Below are 14,282 nucleotides of genomic sequence, written 5' to 3' on the forward strand. Positions count from 1 at the left end.
TACGGGTGAAATGGCTTTTGTGAATGTGTGTGTTTTTGGTTATTTTCTATAAAAATGATTTACTGTGACTCTTTGAGCAAGCCGGTTCGATCTTTCATCAAATTGACATGGAGTTGATAAATTTTCCACCTTGAGTCGACTAATATTTTGCATCTGACAGATTCGGTGCAGGATATCACGGTGAAGAATTTTCTTATCGAAAAACAGTATGGTACGGGCCTTTTAGTCGCCTTTCTTTTGCTCATTGCGCCTATGAGTTTATTGACCAGCCATATTGATTTACTGAGTACCGTATCGGACCCACTGGGGCTAACCTTTACCCTCTTGACTGACTCTGCAGGCTCGAAAGGCGCCATTATCACTCTGTTTGTTTTGGTCGCTATTTCTTGGCGGTTGCTCCCGAACCGTATCGAGTGGTTGAGTAAAATGGCTCAGCTTGGATTAATTCTCTTAATCGGGTTTGTGTGCAAAACCGGCCTTAAACAAATGACAGAAAGTCCACGACCTTATACTGAACTTCTGACTCATCAACTGCTGATTCCACAACCATCCCACTTCTATAATTTAAGCGCAGTGCAACAGCAAGATGTGATAAACGACATTTCTCACAGTGTGAGTTCGTGGCGTACACGTCATTGGCAGGGGGAGAAAGACTATTCATTCCCATCGGGTCACACCATCTTTGCTGCCATTTGCCTTGCTTTCTTTGGGCAGTTATTTATCCACAATCGACGCTACGCGCTGGCTACGGCATTAGGCGTATGGGCAGTTGGTATGGCGTACAGCCGATTGTGGTTAGGTATGCATCGACCTGTTGATCTTATGGGGTCGGTGCTATTTGTCCTGATGTTGTATATGTTGGCTCCAAAATTCGATCGGATCACTGAAAAGCTGTTCTCTCGCTGGTCCCATTTAACGACCTGATTCAATCACTCATTGATACTGCCTTAGTCCTGCACGTCATGCTCTGACCTGCGGGGCTTCTTTTACTTGTGCGATGATATATTGTACGCATCCCTAATTTTCGTATGCTTTTTTGTAATTAAAGTAGCAAAACAGACCACATAACTGATAAAACTCGCTATTATTTGTCTTGTTTATGTAATTATCACTTTCGATATTGAATTTAACGTGTCGTTACTGTTTGGGCAGAGGTTTGCATGCAGATAAAACTATTAAAACGTCTGATTAAAGACAAAATGTTCGGTAAAACCACTAATACGGCATTAGGTGTTCAGGTTGCACAGATGGCAGATGCTCGTATGGGGGCGATGTACATGTTAGCTAACACTGAAATCACTAAAGTGGCGAAGATTTCGAACGCGCACTTTTTTGAGGCCTTTGTAGTTGGTACTGAGCCCTTTGCTGATTTTAAAGGTGCAGCAATGGGTCTGCTTAATAAAACCGATGCGATGACCAAGCTGAAAAACAGCAAAATAGCTAAGAAAGCCTCTAAGGCGGCGGAGAAAGTTGGTGAAGTTACATCGGCGATAAAAACGAAGCTGATACAGCTGTTTTCTGATTTTTTTCGTTCTTTGCTTGATAAAGTGAAGAACATTTATGGCGACTTGTTGCACGGTGTCGAGTGGTTAGCTGAAGTTGGCACTTGGCTGACTAGTGAATTTGCCGGGACCTTCTCAAATATTATTCCTGGATGGGGCTATGTGCAAAGTGCTTCAGGGCTCTATTCTGCAGCGAAAAAGTCGGTATTAAAATCCAAAGATCTGATTTCACAAATCTATCGTGGTCGTGGTGTCGACTTACTGGGTGGACACCCAAGCATTATCTCGAACGCTCTGGCTCGCCATTCTGCGAAAGGCGCACTGGGTGGCATTAAAGATTTTACTATGGGTGTGGTAGGCATTGGCTTGCAAGCCGCTGGTGATGCGGCAGCAGGGGTTGGCTCATTGATCAGCTTAATCACCAGTATTCTTGAGCGTATTATCAAACTGGTGGACTTCTTTGTTCAACGTAGCCTTCTCGCGAAAGTTGTTAAACGTGCTAAGAAGGAGTGGAACAATCGTACCGCTAAAGGCAGCTTAGTGAATGACCATAAAATGTTCTCTGAATGGTTCCAAAGTGCGGTGATCACTACGCCAATTATCGCGGCTCTGGTGATGGGTAGTGGCTTTGTCGGCCACCCCTATAAGTTTGTCCAGCTTTTGACTCCTAAACTGGAAGTGATATCGCAAGGGGATTTTGATAAGGCGGTGGTCTATATAGACAAACTGAAGTCCCTATCGAGTAAATATGTTCAGGAATACGTTGATAGTTATAAGATTGATTTCACCAGTAAAGATGGTGTGGTCAATGCGCGCTTGAATGAATTGAAGAAAGGTAAAGGCTTGCTTGATGGACACGAGTTTGTAGTGCAGTCTGCGACGCCAGTACCTACTACACCTTAGCTATAACCGATAAAAAACGGGTCATTGATCCGTTTTGCGCGATTTGGATGGGAAAAGTAGCGAGCATCGCCATTGTGGTCGGCCAAATCCGCTAAAAATATCTCGATTGAGGCATTACTCGAGATGATTGGATGAGCAAATACATCAGGAAAAGTGCGCCAGAACATAGCACTTTTCCTGACTAATGAGTTTTATAAATCGCGCATTAAAATCTCATATTCCTCATTGGCTTCTGAGATCAGGTGATGTAATTCAGTGGCATCTTTATCATCCAGATCCAATTGCCATTGGTTCTGTGCTTCCTTTCCTTTAATACGTGTCTTACCGTTAAGTTTCTCAAAACTAATATCACAGAGTTCCGTTTGGTGATGCTCATTTTTTTCTATAATATCAACATCTAACAACCCTACTGGATTGACTTCAATATGAGCATGGAAGTGGTTTTGATCTGGCAATTCGTAATCCCTGAATGTTGAAATCATGCTGTGCTCCTTGTGGTTAGCCAACGCGTTTTACAATTGTAGGACACAGAGTTTGAACAATAGGTGAAATAATCATGAAGCTTGATCTTGGTTAAACGCTTGTTCAAAAATCCGTCACGGATTTCAGTCTTTTTTCGATCGCTTCTATGGCTCGAATGACCGATGTGGGTGGGGATTTAGAATAAGGGTGAAGAGCGTAGACATTATTAGGTATTAGCTGCTTTTGTTTAAAGCAGGGTTGCACGTCCGGATATTGACTGAGCATAAAATCAGGAAGCAAACCAACCCCCATATTTTGCTGAATCAGGCTAGCCACCTGACTGACCGTGTTGACCTTATGATGGGTAATATATTTAAGCTCAGCAGAACGGACGTCTTGGGTATCGTAAAAACGGTGTGTGATGGTTTTGGGCTGCCAGTGGTTAGCGATGTACTTGGCAGTTTCAGGCGTTTGGCCACTATTTACGGATTGGCATAGTACGTCGCGAAATTGACCAATGCGCTTTTGTTTTACATTACTGTCCGGCGACTCGCCAACTCGAATGGCTAAATCAATGTCGTGTTGCATTAAATCCAACTGCTTGTCTTCTGCGACTAAGTTTAGCGATACATCGGGAAAAGGAGCAAAAGCATCACTCAATGCAGGGACGACAATACTCTCCATTAACGCAATGGGCGCGGTGATAGATAGCTTGCCGCTGGGCTCTTTTTGTAATTGACGAATGTCATCCCACGCTGTCGACATAACGTCGTTGATTGTGATGCAATGTTGATAGAACCTTTCGCCCGTAGGAGTGAGTGACTGCTTACGAGTGGTGCGCTTTAACAGATCGGTCGCGAGCTCACTCTCCAGCTGTTTAAGGTGAGTACTCAGGACTGATTTCGACAACTCCAATTTGTCAGCAGCCTTCGAAATAGAACCCGCTTCGACAATCGCTTTGAAGATCATCATTTGTTTGTGCTTGTTCATTATTGTTCTCTTTATCCAAACAGTGGTTTCTAATTTATCTGTTTTTCTTGGTTAATCCTAGACCTAAACTTCTCCCCATCAGACAAGAAGGAGAAACACAATGAGTCAATCAGTATTAGAAGCGTGTCAGGCAGGTATCGAAGCGTGGAAAGCAGCATTTAACCGTCAGGATGCAAAAGGGTGTGCAGAGCAATATGCCGAAGGCACAACCATGATCGCCAAGCCATTTGGTACGTTTGAAGGTCGCGAGCAAATTCAGGTGTTTTGGCAAAACATCATTGACCAAGGCTTTAGCGATGTATCTTACACAGATACGACATGGGAAACAGTCGATGACAATAACTATATCTTGTCGTCAAAGTGGACGATGAACAAAGCATTTGGTGTGGTACATAAAGAAGTGTGGACATTGCAGGAAGATGGTAAAGCTCGCTTGACTTACGATGAATTCGAAGTGCTGGGCGAGCGATAATCTAACAGGGGGATACGCTTAGCGTTTCCCCTTTTCTTCTTAATTAATGTCTGAAGTGAAAGTAGGCGCTCAGGCTTTATGTAGCTCTCCTTGATTTGAAAACACGTTAGGTTCTGCTGCAACAATCGTTTCGATCTCTTTGACTAGCCATTTCAACGCTTGGTTATGCTGATGTCTTCGGTGCCAAGCAATGGAAATGGTGGGGGAAGGAACGGAGATTGGAATCGGCTTTTGAATCAGTCGTCCTGTCTGTATTGCTTTGCTGGCCACAGTGAAAGGCATAACGCTTATGAGGTTGGACTCTTCCAGTAAGTCCATAGCTGATGAAAAGCTATTGACGGTCATGGCGACGCGTCGCTGTCGTCCTTTGAGTGACAAGCAGCTGTCTACCGCGCCGCTTGGGTCACCGGAGAGTGAGACCAATAAATGATCAGCGCCGCAAAACGTATCCAGAGAGAGTGTTTCATCAGCCAGTAGGTGATCGGGGCGCATTACGCAGGTGAAGTGATTGTCATATAAGTGGCGAACTGAAATTTGCTCATGCGCTGTTGGGTAGTAATCCAGCACCAGATCCACCTCAGCTTCCAGTAATAGCTTTTGTCCATCCCCCTTAAATGGAACTGCATACAGATCAATCGCTTGCGCTCTGTCTTCAATAATCGTACGTAACCGTGGCCAGAAAAGACAGCTGATACCATCGGTTAACGCGACCCTAAGCTGAGTTGAAGAAGTCATCGGATCGAACTTAGGGGGAGAGATGGTATGACTTATCTTACTGAGAGGGTCGGCGACATCTCGCCATAGCTTCCTTGCATAAGGGGTAGGGGTGACTCCTCGTCCATGTTTGACAAACAGAGGATCTTTCCATGCATAACGCATTCGTGATACCGCTTTAGACACTGAAGGCTGGGTCATCGCTAATTGCTCTGCTGCAATAGTGATAGACTGCTCGCGCATGATTGCATCAAAAATAACAATCAGATTTAAATCAATTTTGGCCATACAATTCATTCCTAATTGGAATAACTTTTATATCAACTATCAATTAGAAGAAATAGATTATTCGTTGAATACTGAAGCTGTACTCATCACAGATAAGGAAAAAAGTTATGAAAGCAGCATTCATCAAACAATATGGAGACGCGGTAAAACTCAACATTGGTCAGTTGGATCAACCAGAAATTTCAGCGAATCAGGTATTGATAAAAGTCGCGGCTTCTGGAGTCAACCCTGTGGATTTTCATATACGTAACGGCATGATGGCAGACACTGGTGCTCACACCCTTCCACTGATTCTAGGTTGGGATTGTTCTGGGGTTGTTGCGCAGGTTGGGGCAGAGGTTGATGGCTTGGAGCTGGGCGATAAAGTGCTGTCATTTACGCCTATTGCTGAGCAGGGGACTAATGCGGAATACGTCGCTGTGAACGCGGATTTGGTCGTACTAAAGCCTGAGCGGATGAGCTTCATCCAAGCCGCGGCTTTACCATTGGCTTCTGTGACGGCATGGCAAGGTTTGCATACCCATGCTGGCATTAAGCAAGGACAAACGGTTCTCATTCATAATGCTTCAGGAGGTGTCGGATCATTCGCTGTACAAATCGCAAAAGCAGCAGGCGCCCATGTTGTGGCGACAGCCTCCGACATTAAATTGGAATATGTAAAGTCCCTAGGGGCAGATGAAGTGTATAGCGAAGCACAAACGGATTGGCACTCTTCGATGAGATACGATATCGCTTTTGTTGCTAAGGGGGGTATGGATTTGCTTCATCGAACGGTGCCTTGTGTGAAGGCGGGTGGCCGAATTGTTTCAACGTTTGATGAACTCTCTGAAAGTGATGCTGGTACCAATGGTGCAACGTTCACAAGAATGTGGGTTGAAAACAACGCTGATGATCTTAATAAGGTACTTGCTCTGTTCAATGAGCATCAATTAACTATCCCGATAGATACGGTTTATCCACTTGAGGACATTCAGCTTGCTCATAAACGCTCTGAGCAATACAAAGCTGTAGGAAAGATTGTTCTGACGGTGGACTCTAAGCTGAAATATTGACTCGAACGTAAGAAAGCCGACGGTCTCAGTCGGCTTTCCAATCATCGTTTATCTTATTGTTTAACTTCGAGGGGGCGTCCCTTCTCCGTTAGAAACGACGACGTCGATCTGCACATCGGCATTCATCGCGATGTCTGAAACGCCAATGACGGTTCTTGCTGGTAGCTCTCTTTCAAAAAACGACGAGTAAATGTCGTCTATAAGGTGCAGATCTTTGATGTGACGTAACTGAATATTTACTTTTACAATATCATCCATCACATGATCAATACTTTCAATAATGGCTTTAATGTTGGTCAAGCATTGCTGTGTTTGTTCCTCAATACCACCCGCAACCAACTGGTTTGTTGTAGGATTGACAGGCAACTGAGCCGCAATGTGGTTGTAGTGAGAAAACGCCACTGTGTGAGTGTGTAGTGCATTGAAAGGAGCGCCGTCAGTATTGTGTGCTCGAATGACAATACCATGTCTGTCTTCAACTTCTTGCGGTGGGGTGCCGTCTCCATGGGAAACCACCACATCCATCTGAACCATAGCCCCCATTGGTAAAGAAGTTGCAGAAACAATGGTTCTGGCTGGCATATAAGCCACACTACGGGCAATCGCTGAGTCAGGGAAGAAGGTTGTGTAAACGTCATCGATGGCGTCGAGATCGGCCAAGTTGGTCAGATAGACTCGAACATTGACGATATCATCAAACGGCACATCGATGTTTTCCATTACGGCTTTTAGGTTCTTCAAACATTGCTGTGCCTGCGGCTTTACTCCTCCAGACACTAAGCTGCCTGTTGTTGGATCGACAGGTAACTGGGCAGACAAGTTATTGTAATGAGAAAAGGCCACGGTATGAGTCGAATAAGGGTTCAGTGGGGCGACTTCGGTGTTTCTTGATAACTTAACAAGGTCGCATGGGGCTTGCGGAGCGGTACCTTCTCCGTTTGAAATGAGGGCGTCCATCTGAATAAGGGCATCACTCAAGGGCAAGTCTGAAACAGCCAGTGCCGTACGAGCTGGCAGTGATTGCTTAAAGTAACTGGCGTAAACTTCATTGACAACGTCTAGGTCGTCCATGCTTTTGAGGAATATGTTGACTTTGACCACATCTTCCATACTGTGATCGATACTTTCAACGATGGCTTTAATGTTTTCAAGACACTGCTTCGCCTGCTCTTTGATGCTACCTGTAACAACGTCCCCGGTTTCTGGAATGATGGGTAATTGGGCCGATAAGTTGTTGTAGTGGGAAAAGGCCACGGTTTGTGAAGAATGTGCATTGATGGGTGCACGCTCGGTGTTTTTGGAAACTTTAATAATACCGCCAGTCATGTCAATTTTTATCCTTTTAGGTTGTCCATAGATATCTTTGTATCTTTGGCAGGGTTAATGTTGTTGGATGAAAGTGACGAGATAGTAGGTGAATAGTCAGTGGGTAATTGTGATAAAAATCAAAATCCACTTTGTCGACCAGGAAAGTAAAAAATAGGATATTTATTCGCTAATCGATTAATTATCCAGAAATAATTATTCCTGCTGGGAGTGACTCTGGTTTTAACTGAAATGTTTCAACCCCAGTGAATAGCTAATCCGTTTTAAAATTATTTAGGAGTCGATATTTCTCTCTGTTCTGGTAGTGAGCTCACAAGAATCTTGCTTTCGAGCCCCTTTAGCTATTTTGAGGGTGTTGTTTATTCCCAAATAGACGCATAAATACTATTCAAGAGTGCTGAATAAAGCTGTCATGGAATCGCTTGGAGGTTGCGACAATGGAGGGGGGAGGCTCTGTATTTGATGGGGTTCGATAGAAAATCTGAGATAAAAAGATAAACTGGGAGTATATTAACGCTTGGCAGAATAATAAGAAACGACAGAGGTGGGAATGGATTTCAAAAGTCTGATTGGTGTGGTTTTAGTTGTGTTGATTTGGGGGTTAAACTTTTCTGTTATTAAGTTCGGCCTCGAAGAAATCCCACCGATTTTATTTTCTGGACTGCGGTTTCTTGTGGTGGCTATACCTGCGGTATTGTTTATCCCATTCCCTAAAACCTCAATTTGGAATGTACTTGGTGTCGGCGTATTTTTAGGTGTCCTTAAATTTAGCTTTCTATTTGTGGCAATGGAGTCTGATGTTTCTGCGGGGCTTTCCTCGCTATTACTGCAAGCTCAGGTTGTGTTCACCATTTTGCTCAGTGTATTGCTGTGGAAAGAGTCACTAAATCGGTTTCAATTATTCGGTATGATACTCGCTTGTATTGGATTTAGTTTCTTCTTCTACACCGCGGGAGGCAATGCAACGACATTAGGGATAACGCTTATTCTATGTGCTGCTGGATTTTGGTCAGTCTCCAATCTGATCATGAAAAGAATGGGCGATGTGAACTTACTGCATTTCATGGTTTGGGTGAGTTTGATTCCTCCAATTCCGTTGTTCTTAGTTTCTTGGCATTTCGAAACAAACCAACCTGTATCGCTGTTATTAGCAACGACAGAAAAATCTTGGTTGTCTTTGCTGTACGTTAGCTATATCTCAACTTTGGCTGCTTTTGCTTTGTGGGGCTGGCTACTGAAAAACTACCCAACCGCAGTTGTTACACCTTTTGCGTTATTGATACCTGTAGTGGGTATTGTCGGCTCAAGCCTACTTTTGAATGAACAATTGAGTGATTTAGAAATGCTAGGAGGGGCACTGATTTTATGTGGTTTATCAGCTTCAGTGTTAGGTTCTCGGCTTTATACCTTCATATCCCAGCGCATAAAATTAAAGGGAGCGACACAGCGGCTTTAACTCCCCTAGGGCATACCATTTCTATTCTTGTATCAGCCAGTGCCTCTGAGCGCTGGCTTTGAGAAAGGACGTCGATTTACTCTTCAGCGGTGGCTTCGTGAATGGCTTGCTTAGTGTCATCCCATACTTGCGATGAATCCTCTTTGACACCTTGCCATGTGTTAGAACAACCACCAATCAGCAGTACCATCACTGTCGCAATCAATGAAACTCTCATTTTTTATCCCTTAATGAACACATTATTGTATGACTATATCAAAAATGAGCAGAATAAGGGGGAACTCTACATCAGATTTCCTTCCCGAAAACGAAGTGAATGAACGAACTTTGTGCAGGTCGATGAAAGTGTAACCACACAAAAGTAGATTGGCCTTTCTAAGGAGATGGCGAGCGTTGAAAAGTGCATATATTTCGATTATTTTAGAAATATAACTTTTGTGTAGGGGGGAGTAATGAAGCTGGAAGTTGTTGCAAAGGCATTGAAAGAATTGGGCCACCCAACGCGCCTGTCTATCTATAAAAGAGTGGTAAAAGCAGGGTATCAGGGAATTGCTGTTGGCGCTATCCAAGAGGAGTTGGCTATTCCAGGTTCAACGTTATCTCATCATATCTCTAGCTTGGCGTCGGCGAATTTAATTAGTCAGCGTCGTGAAGGTAGAACGCTTTATTGTGTAGCAGAGTATCAGTGCCTTGAAGGTGTGATTGGCTTCTTACAAGATGAGTGCTGTGCTGATGAACGTTGCGAGCCAGGTTTTAATACTTGAGCTCATCTAGCCTATTTATCAGTGCTTTTTAATAGATTTTCTCCATAACTTCTGAAATTATTCTCTACAATAATCAGAGTTACAGGGAGAAATACTTATGATTACAGCGCTTTACGCATCGATATTAGCTGCACTGATGATATGGCTATCGATACAGGTAATCAAGCAGCGTCGCAGTGCTAAGGTTGCTTATGCAGATGGCGGAGTGAGTGCCCTTCAGGTGGCTCGCAGTGCTCAAGGCAATGCGATGGACTATATCCCAATCACTTTGTTTTTAATGGCGATGGTTGAGTTTAACGGTGCTAGCCCTTGGATGATCCACTTGGCTGGGATTGTATTTGTGATTGGCAGGATCATGCACGCTAAGGCGGTATTAGCTGAGAAGCTCAAAGGTCGAATTACTGGTATGAAGCTGACCTTTTTGGTGATGGCCGTGCTTATCATCCTTAACCTCGTTTATTTGCCATTTGGAAAATTATGGTAGTGCCTTTCAAAGTTCCACCAGCATGGTTGTTAGTTCTGGTAGGCCTTATTCTCAACATACTCGCAATAGTTATGTCGAGTGTGGTGTTGGATAGGTTGAGTGCACAGATCGCGGCGCTTGCAGAGCAGAAAGACGACAACCTCTATTCGATTCAACTCGCGTGGAACAGTGTCGAAACTTTGGAGCGTAAACGCGAAGCGATTTTGCTGCACCTCAGTCAGGTTGGCGAAAACAAGATCGATGACGACTTACAAACTGCGCTGCAAGGTCAACTCAGTGCTTGGTTAGGTGGAAGTGTTCCGCCGATCAGCCGCGAAAATCTGAGTCCATTAATGATGCAAATTAATCAGGCTCAAAAGAGCTATCGTAATCAAATAGATGAGTACTATTTGAAAAACCTTGGTCTTTCTGAAGTCATGGCAGAATTAAATGAAAAAATTGCTTGGTACAAAAACATCGGTTTGTTTTTACAAGTCTTTGGCCTGACTTTGATTCTGGCGCGAGACTTGGCCAGAAAACCCTGATTAAACAAAAGCGCCTCCATTATGGCCATCAATCCAGTGATATTTATCATCAAAATTCATAGACGGCTCCTAGGTCAAACAACTTGGGCTTTCACGGGATATTGAGCTAGTAAGGTCTCGGCTCTACATATATTACATTCTTACGGTGAATTTTTGTTTGTGTAGATATTTATAGATTGCAAAAAAGTACGAACGTGCTAAAAATAACAAGAGTGAATAAGTGAGAGCATGATGAGCAAAGGTAAAGTAACCCGAGACAATATCCTGAGTAAGGCATTTGAATTGGCGAGCGAGAACGGGTTGGAAAGCCTTACGATCGGTGAGTTGGCCAAGCAATGCGGTATGTCGAAAAGTGGTTTGTTTGCTCATTTTAACTCCAAAGATAACTTACAGATCGCGGTTTTGGAGCATGCGAATCTGATTTTTACTCAACGGGTGATTGCGCCAGCGAGAGAGCAAAGCAGCGCCCTTCGTCAGGAGCAGAAGGTTCGTACTCTGCTGGATAATTGGCTTGGTTGGAATCATTCATTTCAGGGCAGTTGCATGTTTTTGGATGCATGGAAAGAGACCAATCCAGAAGCGAGCCCAACGCAACAAGCATTGAAAAAAACCATCGCGACTTGGGTCGAGTACTTGAGAATTCAGGTCGCAAAAGGGGTAGAAAATGGTGAGTTTCGCCAAGATCTTGACCCGAAGCAGGCCACGTTTGAGTTGTATGGTTTGTATTTAAGTGCTCACTTGTTCTATTCGATTCACGGAGAGCACGAGAGTTACCAACATTTCTGGCAAGGCGTTGAACGAATGATGACAAGCTGGAAATAAGCATTAGCTGGCTGAGCCATTAGTCCTACCGGAACTAGGTTCAGCCAATAATTTAACTAAAAATAGCACGGTCGTTCGCTTTTTAGTGAGGCGAACCCGAAAAGGATAACGACCATGAGTGAGAAGATTTATTTTAATACCTCGAACAAGTTCAGCGTTAAGAAGAGTTTGGTTAACCTGACGACACGCTTGCATCACACGCTGGCACCGAGTCACGCAAAGCAAACGGCTCGCAAATTGCTGCTGACGCCAGCGAGAACGAAACCAAAGAATGCTCAACCGGAAGGCTTAGTCATAGGCGAAGTTCAATCTAAAGAAGGGCCGCTTAAGACCTATCAACTCGGTCAAGGCCCGGTTTGGGTGCTCACTCATGGTTGGTCTGGTACAGCGAGCCAGTTCTTCCCATTGATGGAGCATATCGCTTCACAGGGCTATACCGCACTGGCGTATGATCATCCCGGGCATGGTGAAAGCGGCGGCTTATATGGGCATATTCCGGCGTTTGTACACGGTTTGGAGGCAATTCTTGATAGCGTTGATGAAGTGGCAGGTTTAGTGGGCCACAGTATGGGAACTGCTTCAGCGATTGAGTGCCATCATCAGAAACTGGCCGACAAGCCATTACTGCTTATCGCTCCGGTGTTGGATTACCTTGATAACCTGTTTGGCAGCGTCGCTCGCTCTGGCTACTCAATGCGTTTGTTTAGTGCGGTAGTCTCTGAAGTGGAGGAGCAATATCGCTACCCGATTCAGTCGATTGACCCATACAACAAACTGAAATTACGCCAGTCGAAAACCATCATAGTGCATGATGAAGGGGATAAATTTACTAAGTTCTCTGTATCGCAGAAGGCGGCACAGGACATGGAAAATGTCACCTTGGTCGCGACTCAGGGACAAGGCCATGGCAGAGTAATGAAATGCCCTCAAGTTATGCAAAGTTTTGATGGGTTGGTTGCATAATAGACAAATTGGTTATAAATAAAACTCCATTTATTTCATTGTGTTAACAGGGTTAACCTCGTTTTTGATATGGTTAACAATTTCGAAATGAAAAATATTTCCTCATGAGCTTATGTGGGACCATTTGCATTGCCATCTGGCCCTCATGAGGAAATATAATAATGAATAGAAATGATAGTGTTCCATTGCCCACAAACACTCGGGAGTGGCTGTTAAACCGCAACAGCCTGATTGTTCTTGCCAATGTCGCCTTATTCGCGACCCTCTACTTTACACTGCCCTTCGAACCTCAGGTCGTTCTTGGTCTGAGCATGTTAACGTTTATCGCCATCCTTTGGCTCACTGAAGCACTGCATGTAACCGTTACCGCTATTTTGGTGCCTGTAATAGCAGTTTTGTTTGGTGTGTTTGATACTCAAACTGCCCTAAATAATTTTGCTAATTCCATCATCTTTCTGTTTCTTGGTGGTTTTGCATTGGCTGCAGCGATGCACCGTCAGGGGTTAGATAAAGTCATTGCTGATAAAGTGCTGATCATCGCTAAAGGCAAGATGAGCGTTGCCGTATTTATGCTGTTTGGTGTGACTGCTGCGCTGTCAATGTGGATCAGTAATACCGCGACCACCGCGATGATGTTGCCGCTAGTGCTCGGTGTCTTGAGCAAAGTGAACTCCGAAAGTGGCCACAAAACTTATGTGTTTGTCCTACTCGGGATCGCTTACAGCGCCAGTATCGGTGGTATCGCGACCATCGTTGGTAGCCCACCAAATGCCATAGCGGCGGCAGAAGTCGGCCTGAGTTTTACAGATTGGATGAGCTTTGGCCTACCGACTGCCATCATCTTGCTGCCTATCGCTGTCGCTGTGTTGTTTATGGTGCTTAAGCCAGACCTGAAAGGTCAGTTTGAACTTAACCATGAACCAGTAAACTGGGACAAAGGCAAAATTGTCACCTTGGGTATTTTTGCCGTAACGGTTTGCCTGTGGATTTTCAGTAAGCCAATCAATGCTTTGATTGGTGGGTATGCTAAGTTCGATACAGTTGTCGCTTTGGGTGCGATTATCGCTGTTAACTTTGCCCGCGTGGTACATTGGAAAGATATCGAGAAGACGGCAGACTGGGGAGTGCTGCTACTGTTTGGTGGTGGTATCTGCCTGAGCAACGTGCTTAAAGCAACCGGTACCAGCGTTTTCTTAGCCAACGGTTTGAGTGAGTTAATTTCACACCTAGGTATCTTCTTCATCGTTGCAGTGATCGCTGTATTTGTAGTCTTCCTGACGGAGTTCGCCAGTAACACCGCTAGTGCGGCGCTGCTTATCCCCGTATTTGCAAGCGTGGCAGAAGCGTTTGGATTATCGCCAGTAGTGCTTTCGGTACTGATCGCAGTGGCGGCATCTTGTGCCTTTATGTTGCCTGTTGCCACCCCGCCTAATGCTATTGTGTTTGGCTCCGGGCATGTTCAGCAAAGTGAAATGATGCGCGTCGGCCTGATCCTCAATATTGCATGTATTGTGGCACTTACCTTGATCGCTATGGCATTCTGGGCGTAATAGAAAAGGG

At 44.4% G+C, this 14,282-nt stretch carries 17 protein-coding genes; 11 read left to right on the plus strand and 6 right to left on the minus strand.

What is annotated here, in order from left to right; translation table 11 throughout:
• Positions 1 to 180 precede the first annotated feature (180 nt).
• Both L1D31_RS03910 and L1D31_RS03915 read left to right on the plus strand, forming a co-directional pair.
• Positions 181 to 924, plus strand: coding sequence for a phosphatase PAP2 family protein (locus L1D31_RS03910; RefSeq protein ID WP_239835750.1), 744 nt, complete (start codon positions 181 to 183; stop codon positions 922 to 924).
• A gap of 236 nt (positions 925 to 1,160) precedes the next feature.
• Positions 1,161 to 2,405: a hypothetical protein gene (locus L1D31_RS03915; RefSeq protein ID WP_239835751.1), complete on the plus strand. Its 1,245-nt coding sequence runs from the start codon at positions 1,161 to 1,163 to the stop codon at positions 2,403 to 2,405.
• Here the strand turns inward: L1D31_RS03915 and L1D31_RS03920 are convergent.
• From L1D31_RS03920 to L1D31_RS03930, 3 genes are all read right to left on the minus strand, one after another.
• The gene (locus L1D31_RS03920; RefSeq protein WP_239835752.1) at positions 2,402 to 2,572 is read right to left on the minus strand and encodes a hypothetical protein; all 171 of its coding nucleotides are present in this window, start codon (positions 2,570 to 2,572) and stop codon (positions 2,402 to 2,404) included. The two genes, L1D31_RS03915 and L1D31_RS03920, sit on opposite strands and share 4 nt — an antisense overlap.
• A 24-nt stretch (positions 2,573 to 2,596) precedes the next feature.
• Entirely contained in the window at positions 2,597 to 2,887 is a 291-nt protein-coding gene (locus tag L1D31_RS03925) for a hypothetical protein (protein ID WP_239835753.1), read from the minus strand.
• A gap of 103 nt (positions 2,888 to 2,990) precedes the next feature.
• Positions 2,991 to 3,857: a LysR family transcriptional regulator gene (locus L1D31_RS03930; protein ID WP_239835754.1), complete on the minus strand. Its 867-nt coding sequence runs from the start codon at positions 3,855 to 3,857 to the stop codon at positions 2,991 to 2,993.
• 100 nt (positions 3,858 to 3,957) lie between these two features.
• Between L1D31_RS03930 and L1D31_RS03935 the strand changes: the two genes are divergently transcribed.
• On the plus strand, positions 3,958 to 4,329 hold the full coding sequence (locus L1D31_RS03935) for a nuclear transport factor 2 family protein (RefSeq protein WP_239835755.1): 372 nt from the start codon (positions 3,958 to 3,960) through the stop codon (positions 4,327 to 4,329).
• Positions 4,330 to 4,398: 69 nt separating this feature from the next.
• On the opposite strand, the gene L1D31_RS03940 is transcribed toward L1D31_RS03935, so the two are convergent.
• The gene (locus L1D31_RS03940; protein ID WP_239835756.1) at positions 4,399 to 5,331 is read right to left on the minus strand and encodes a LysR family transcriptional regulator; all 933 of its coding nucleotides are present in this window, start codon (positions 5,329 to 5,331) and stop codon (positions 4,399 to 4,401) included.
• Positions 5,332 to 5,438: 107 nt separating this feature from the next.
• Here L1D31_RS03940 and L1D31_RS03945 point away from each other — a divergent pair, with 107 nt between their 5' ends.
• Positions 5,439 to 6,383: an NADP-dependent oxidoreductase gene (locus tag L1D31_RS03945; RefSeq protein ID WP_239835757.1), complete on the plus strand. Its 945-nt coding sequence runs from the start codon at positions 5,439 to 5,441 to the stop codon at positions 6,381 to 6,383.
• A 60-nt stretch (positions 6,384 to 6,443) separates the two neighbouring features.
• Here L1D31_RS03945 and L1D31_RS03950 read toward each other — a convergent pair whose 3' ends face one another.
• A complete protein-coding gene (locus L1D31_RS03950) occupies positions 6,444 to 7,709 on the minus strand; it encodes a RidA family protein (protein WP_239835758.1) in 1,266 nt (421 codons plus the stop codon).
• A 550-nt stretch (positions 7,710 to 8,259) separates the two neighbouring features.
• On the opposite strand from L1D31_RS03950, the gene L1D31_RS03955 reads away from it, so the two are divergent.
• Positions 8,260 to 9,165, plus strand: a complete 906-nt coding sequence (locus L1D31_RS03955; protein ID WP_239835759.1) for an EamA family transporter — start codon at positions 8,260 to 8,262, stop codon at positions 9,163 to 9,165.
• A gap of 76 nt (positions 9,166 to 9,241) precedes the next feature.
• Here the strand turns inward: L1D31_RS03955 and L1D31_RS03960 are convergent, their stop codons facing one another.
• Entirely contained in the window at positions 9,242 to 9,382 is a 141-nt protein-coding gene (locus tag L1D31_RS03960) for an entericidin EcnAB (RefSeq protein WP_239835760.1), read from the minus strand.
• A 235-nt stretch (positions 9,383 to 9,617) separates the two neighbouring features.
• Here L1D31_RS03960 and L1D31_RS03965 point away from each other — a divergent pair, with 235 nt between their 5' ends.
• The 6 genes from L1D31_RS03965 (at position 9,618) to L1D31_RS03990 (ending at position 14,272) form a co-directional block, all read left to right on the plus strand.
• On the plus strand, positions 9,618 to 9,929 hold the full coding sequence (locus L1D31_RS03965) for a metalloregulator ArsR/SmtB family transcription factor (protein ID WP_239835761.1): 312 nt from the start codon (positions 9,618 to 9,620) through the stop codon (positions 9,927 to 9,929).
• 97 nt (positions 9,930 to 10,026) lie between these two features.
• Complete coding sequence (locus L1D31_RS03970; RefSeq protein WP_239835762.1) at positions 10,027 to 10,413, plus strand: MAPEG family protein; 387 nt, start codon at positions 10,027 to 10,029, stop codon at positions 10,411 to 10,413.
• Positions 10,407 to 10,937 (plus strand): DNA mismatch repair protein, encoded by a 531-nt coding sequence (locus L1D31_RS03975; protein WP_239835763.1) that lies wholly within the window; start codon positions 10,407 to 10,409, stop codon positions 10,935 to 10,937. The genes L1D31_RS03970 and L1D31_RS03975 overlap by 7 nt, the downstream gene beginning before the upstream one ends.
• Positions 10,938 to 11,168: 231 nt before the next feature.
• Complete coding sequence (locus L1D31_RS03980; protein WP_239836371.1) at positions 11,169 to 11,759, plus strand: TetR/AcrR family transcriptional regulator; 591 nt, start codon at positions 11,169 to 11,171, stop codon at positions 11,757 to 11,759.
• Between the two features lie 114 nt (positions 11,760 to 11,873).
• The gene (locus tag L1D31_RS03985; RefSeq protein ID WP_239835764.1) at positions 11,874 to 12,722 is read left to right on the plus strand and encodes an alpha/beta hydrolase; all 849 of its coding nucleotides are present in this window, start codon (positions 11,874 to 11,876) and stop codon (positions 12,720 to 12,722) included.
• Positions 12,723 to 12,883: 161 nt separating this feature from the next.
• Positions 12,884 to 14,272 carry a DASS family sodium-coupled anion symporter gene (locus tag L1D31_RS03990; protein ID WP_239835765.1) on the plus strand — a complete coding sequence of 463 codons (1,389 nt, stop codon included), beginning with the start codon at positions 12,884 to 12,886 and terminating at the stop codon, positions 14,270 to 14,272.
• Positions 14,273 to 14,282: the final 10 nt, after the last annotated feature.

It is taken from the genome of Vibrio sp. Isolate23, assembly GCF_022398095.1.
Classification (GTDB): Bacteria; Pseudomonadota; Gammaproteobacteria; order Enterobacterales; family Vibrionaceae; genus Vibrio; species Vibrio coralliilyticus_A.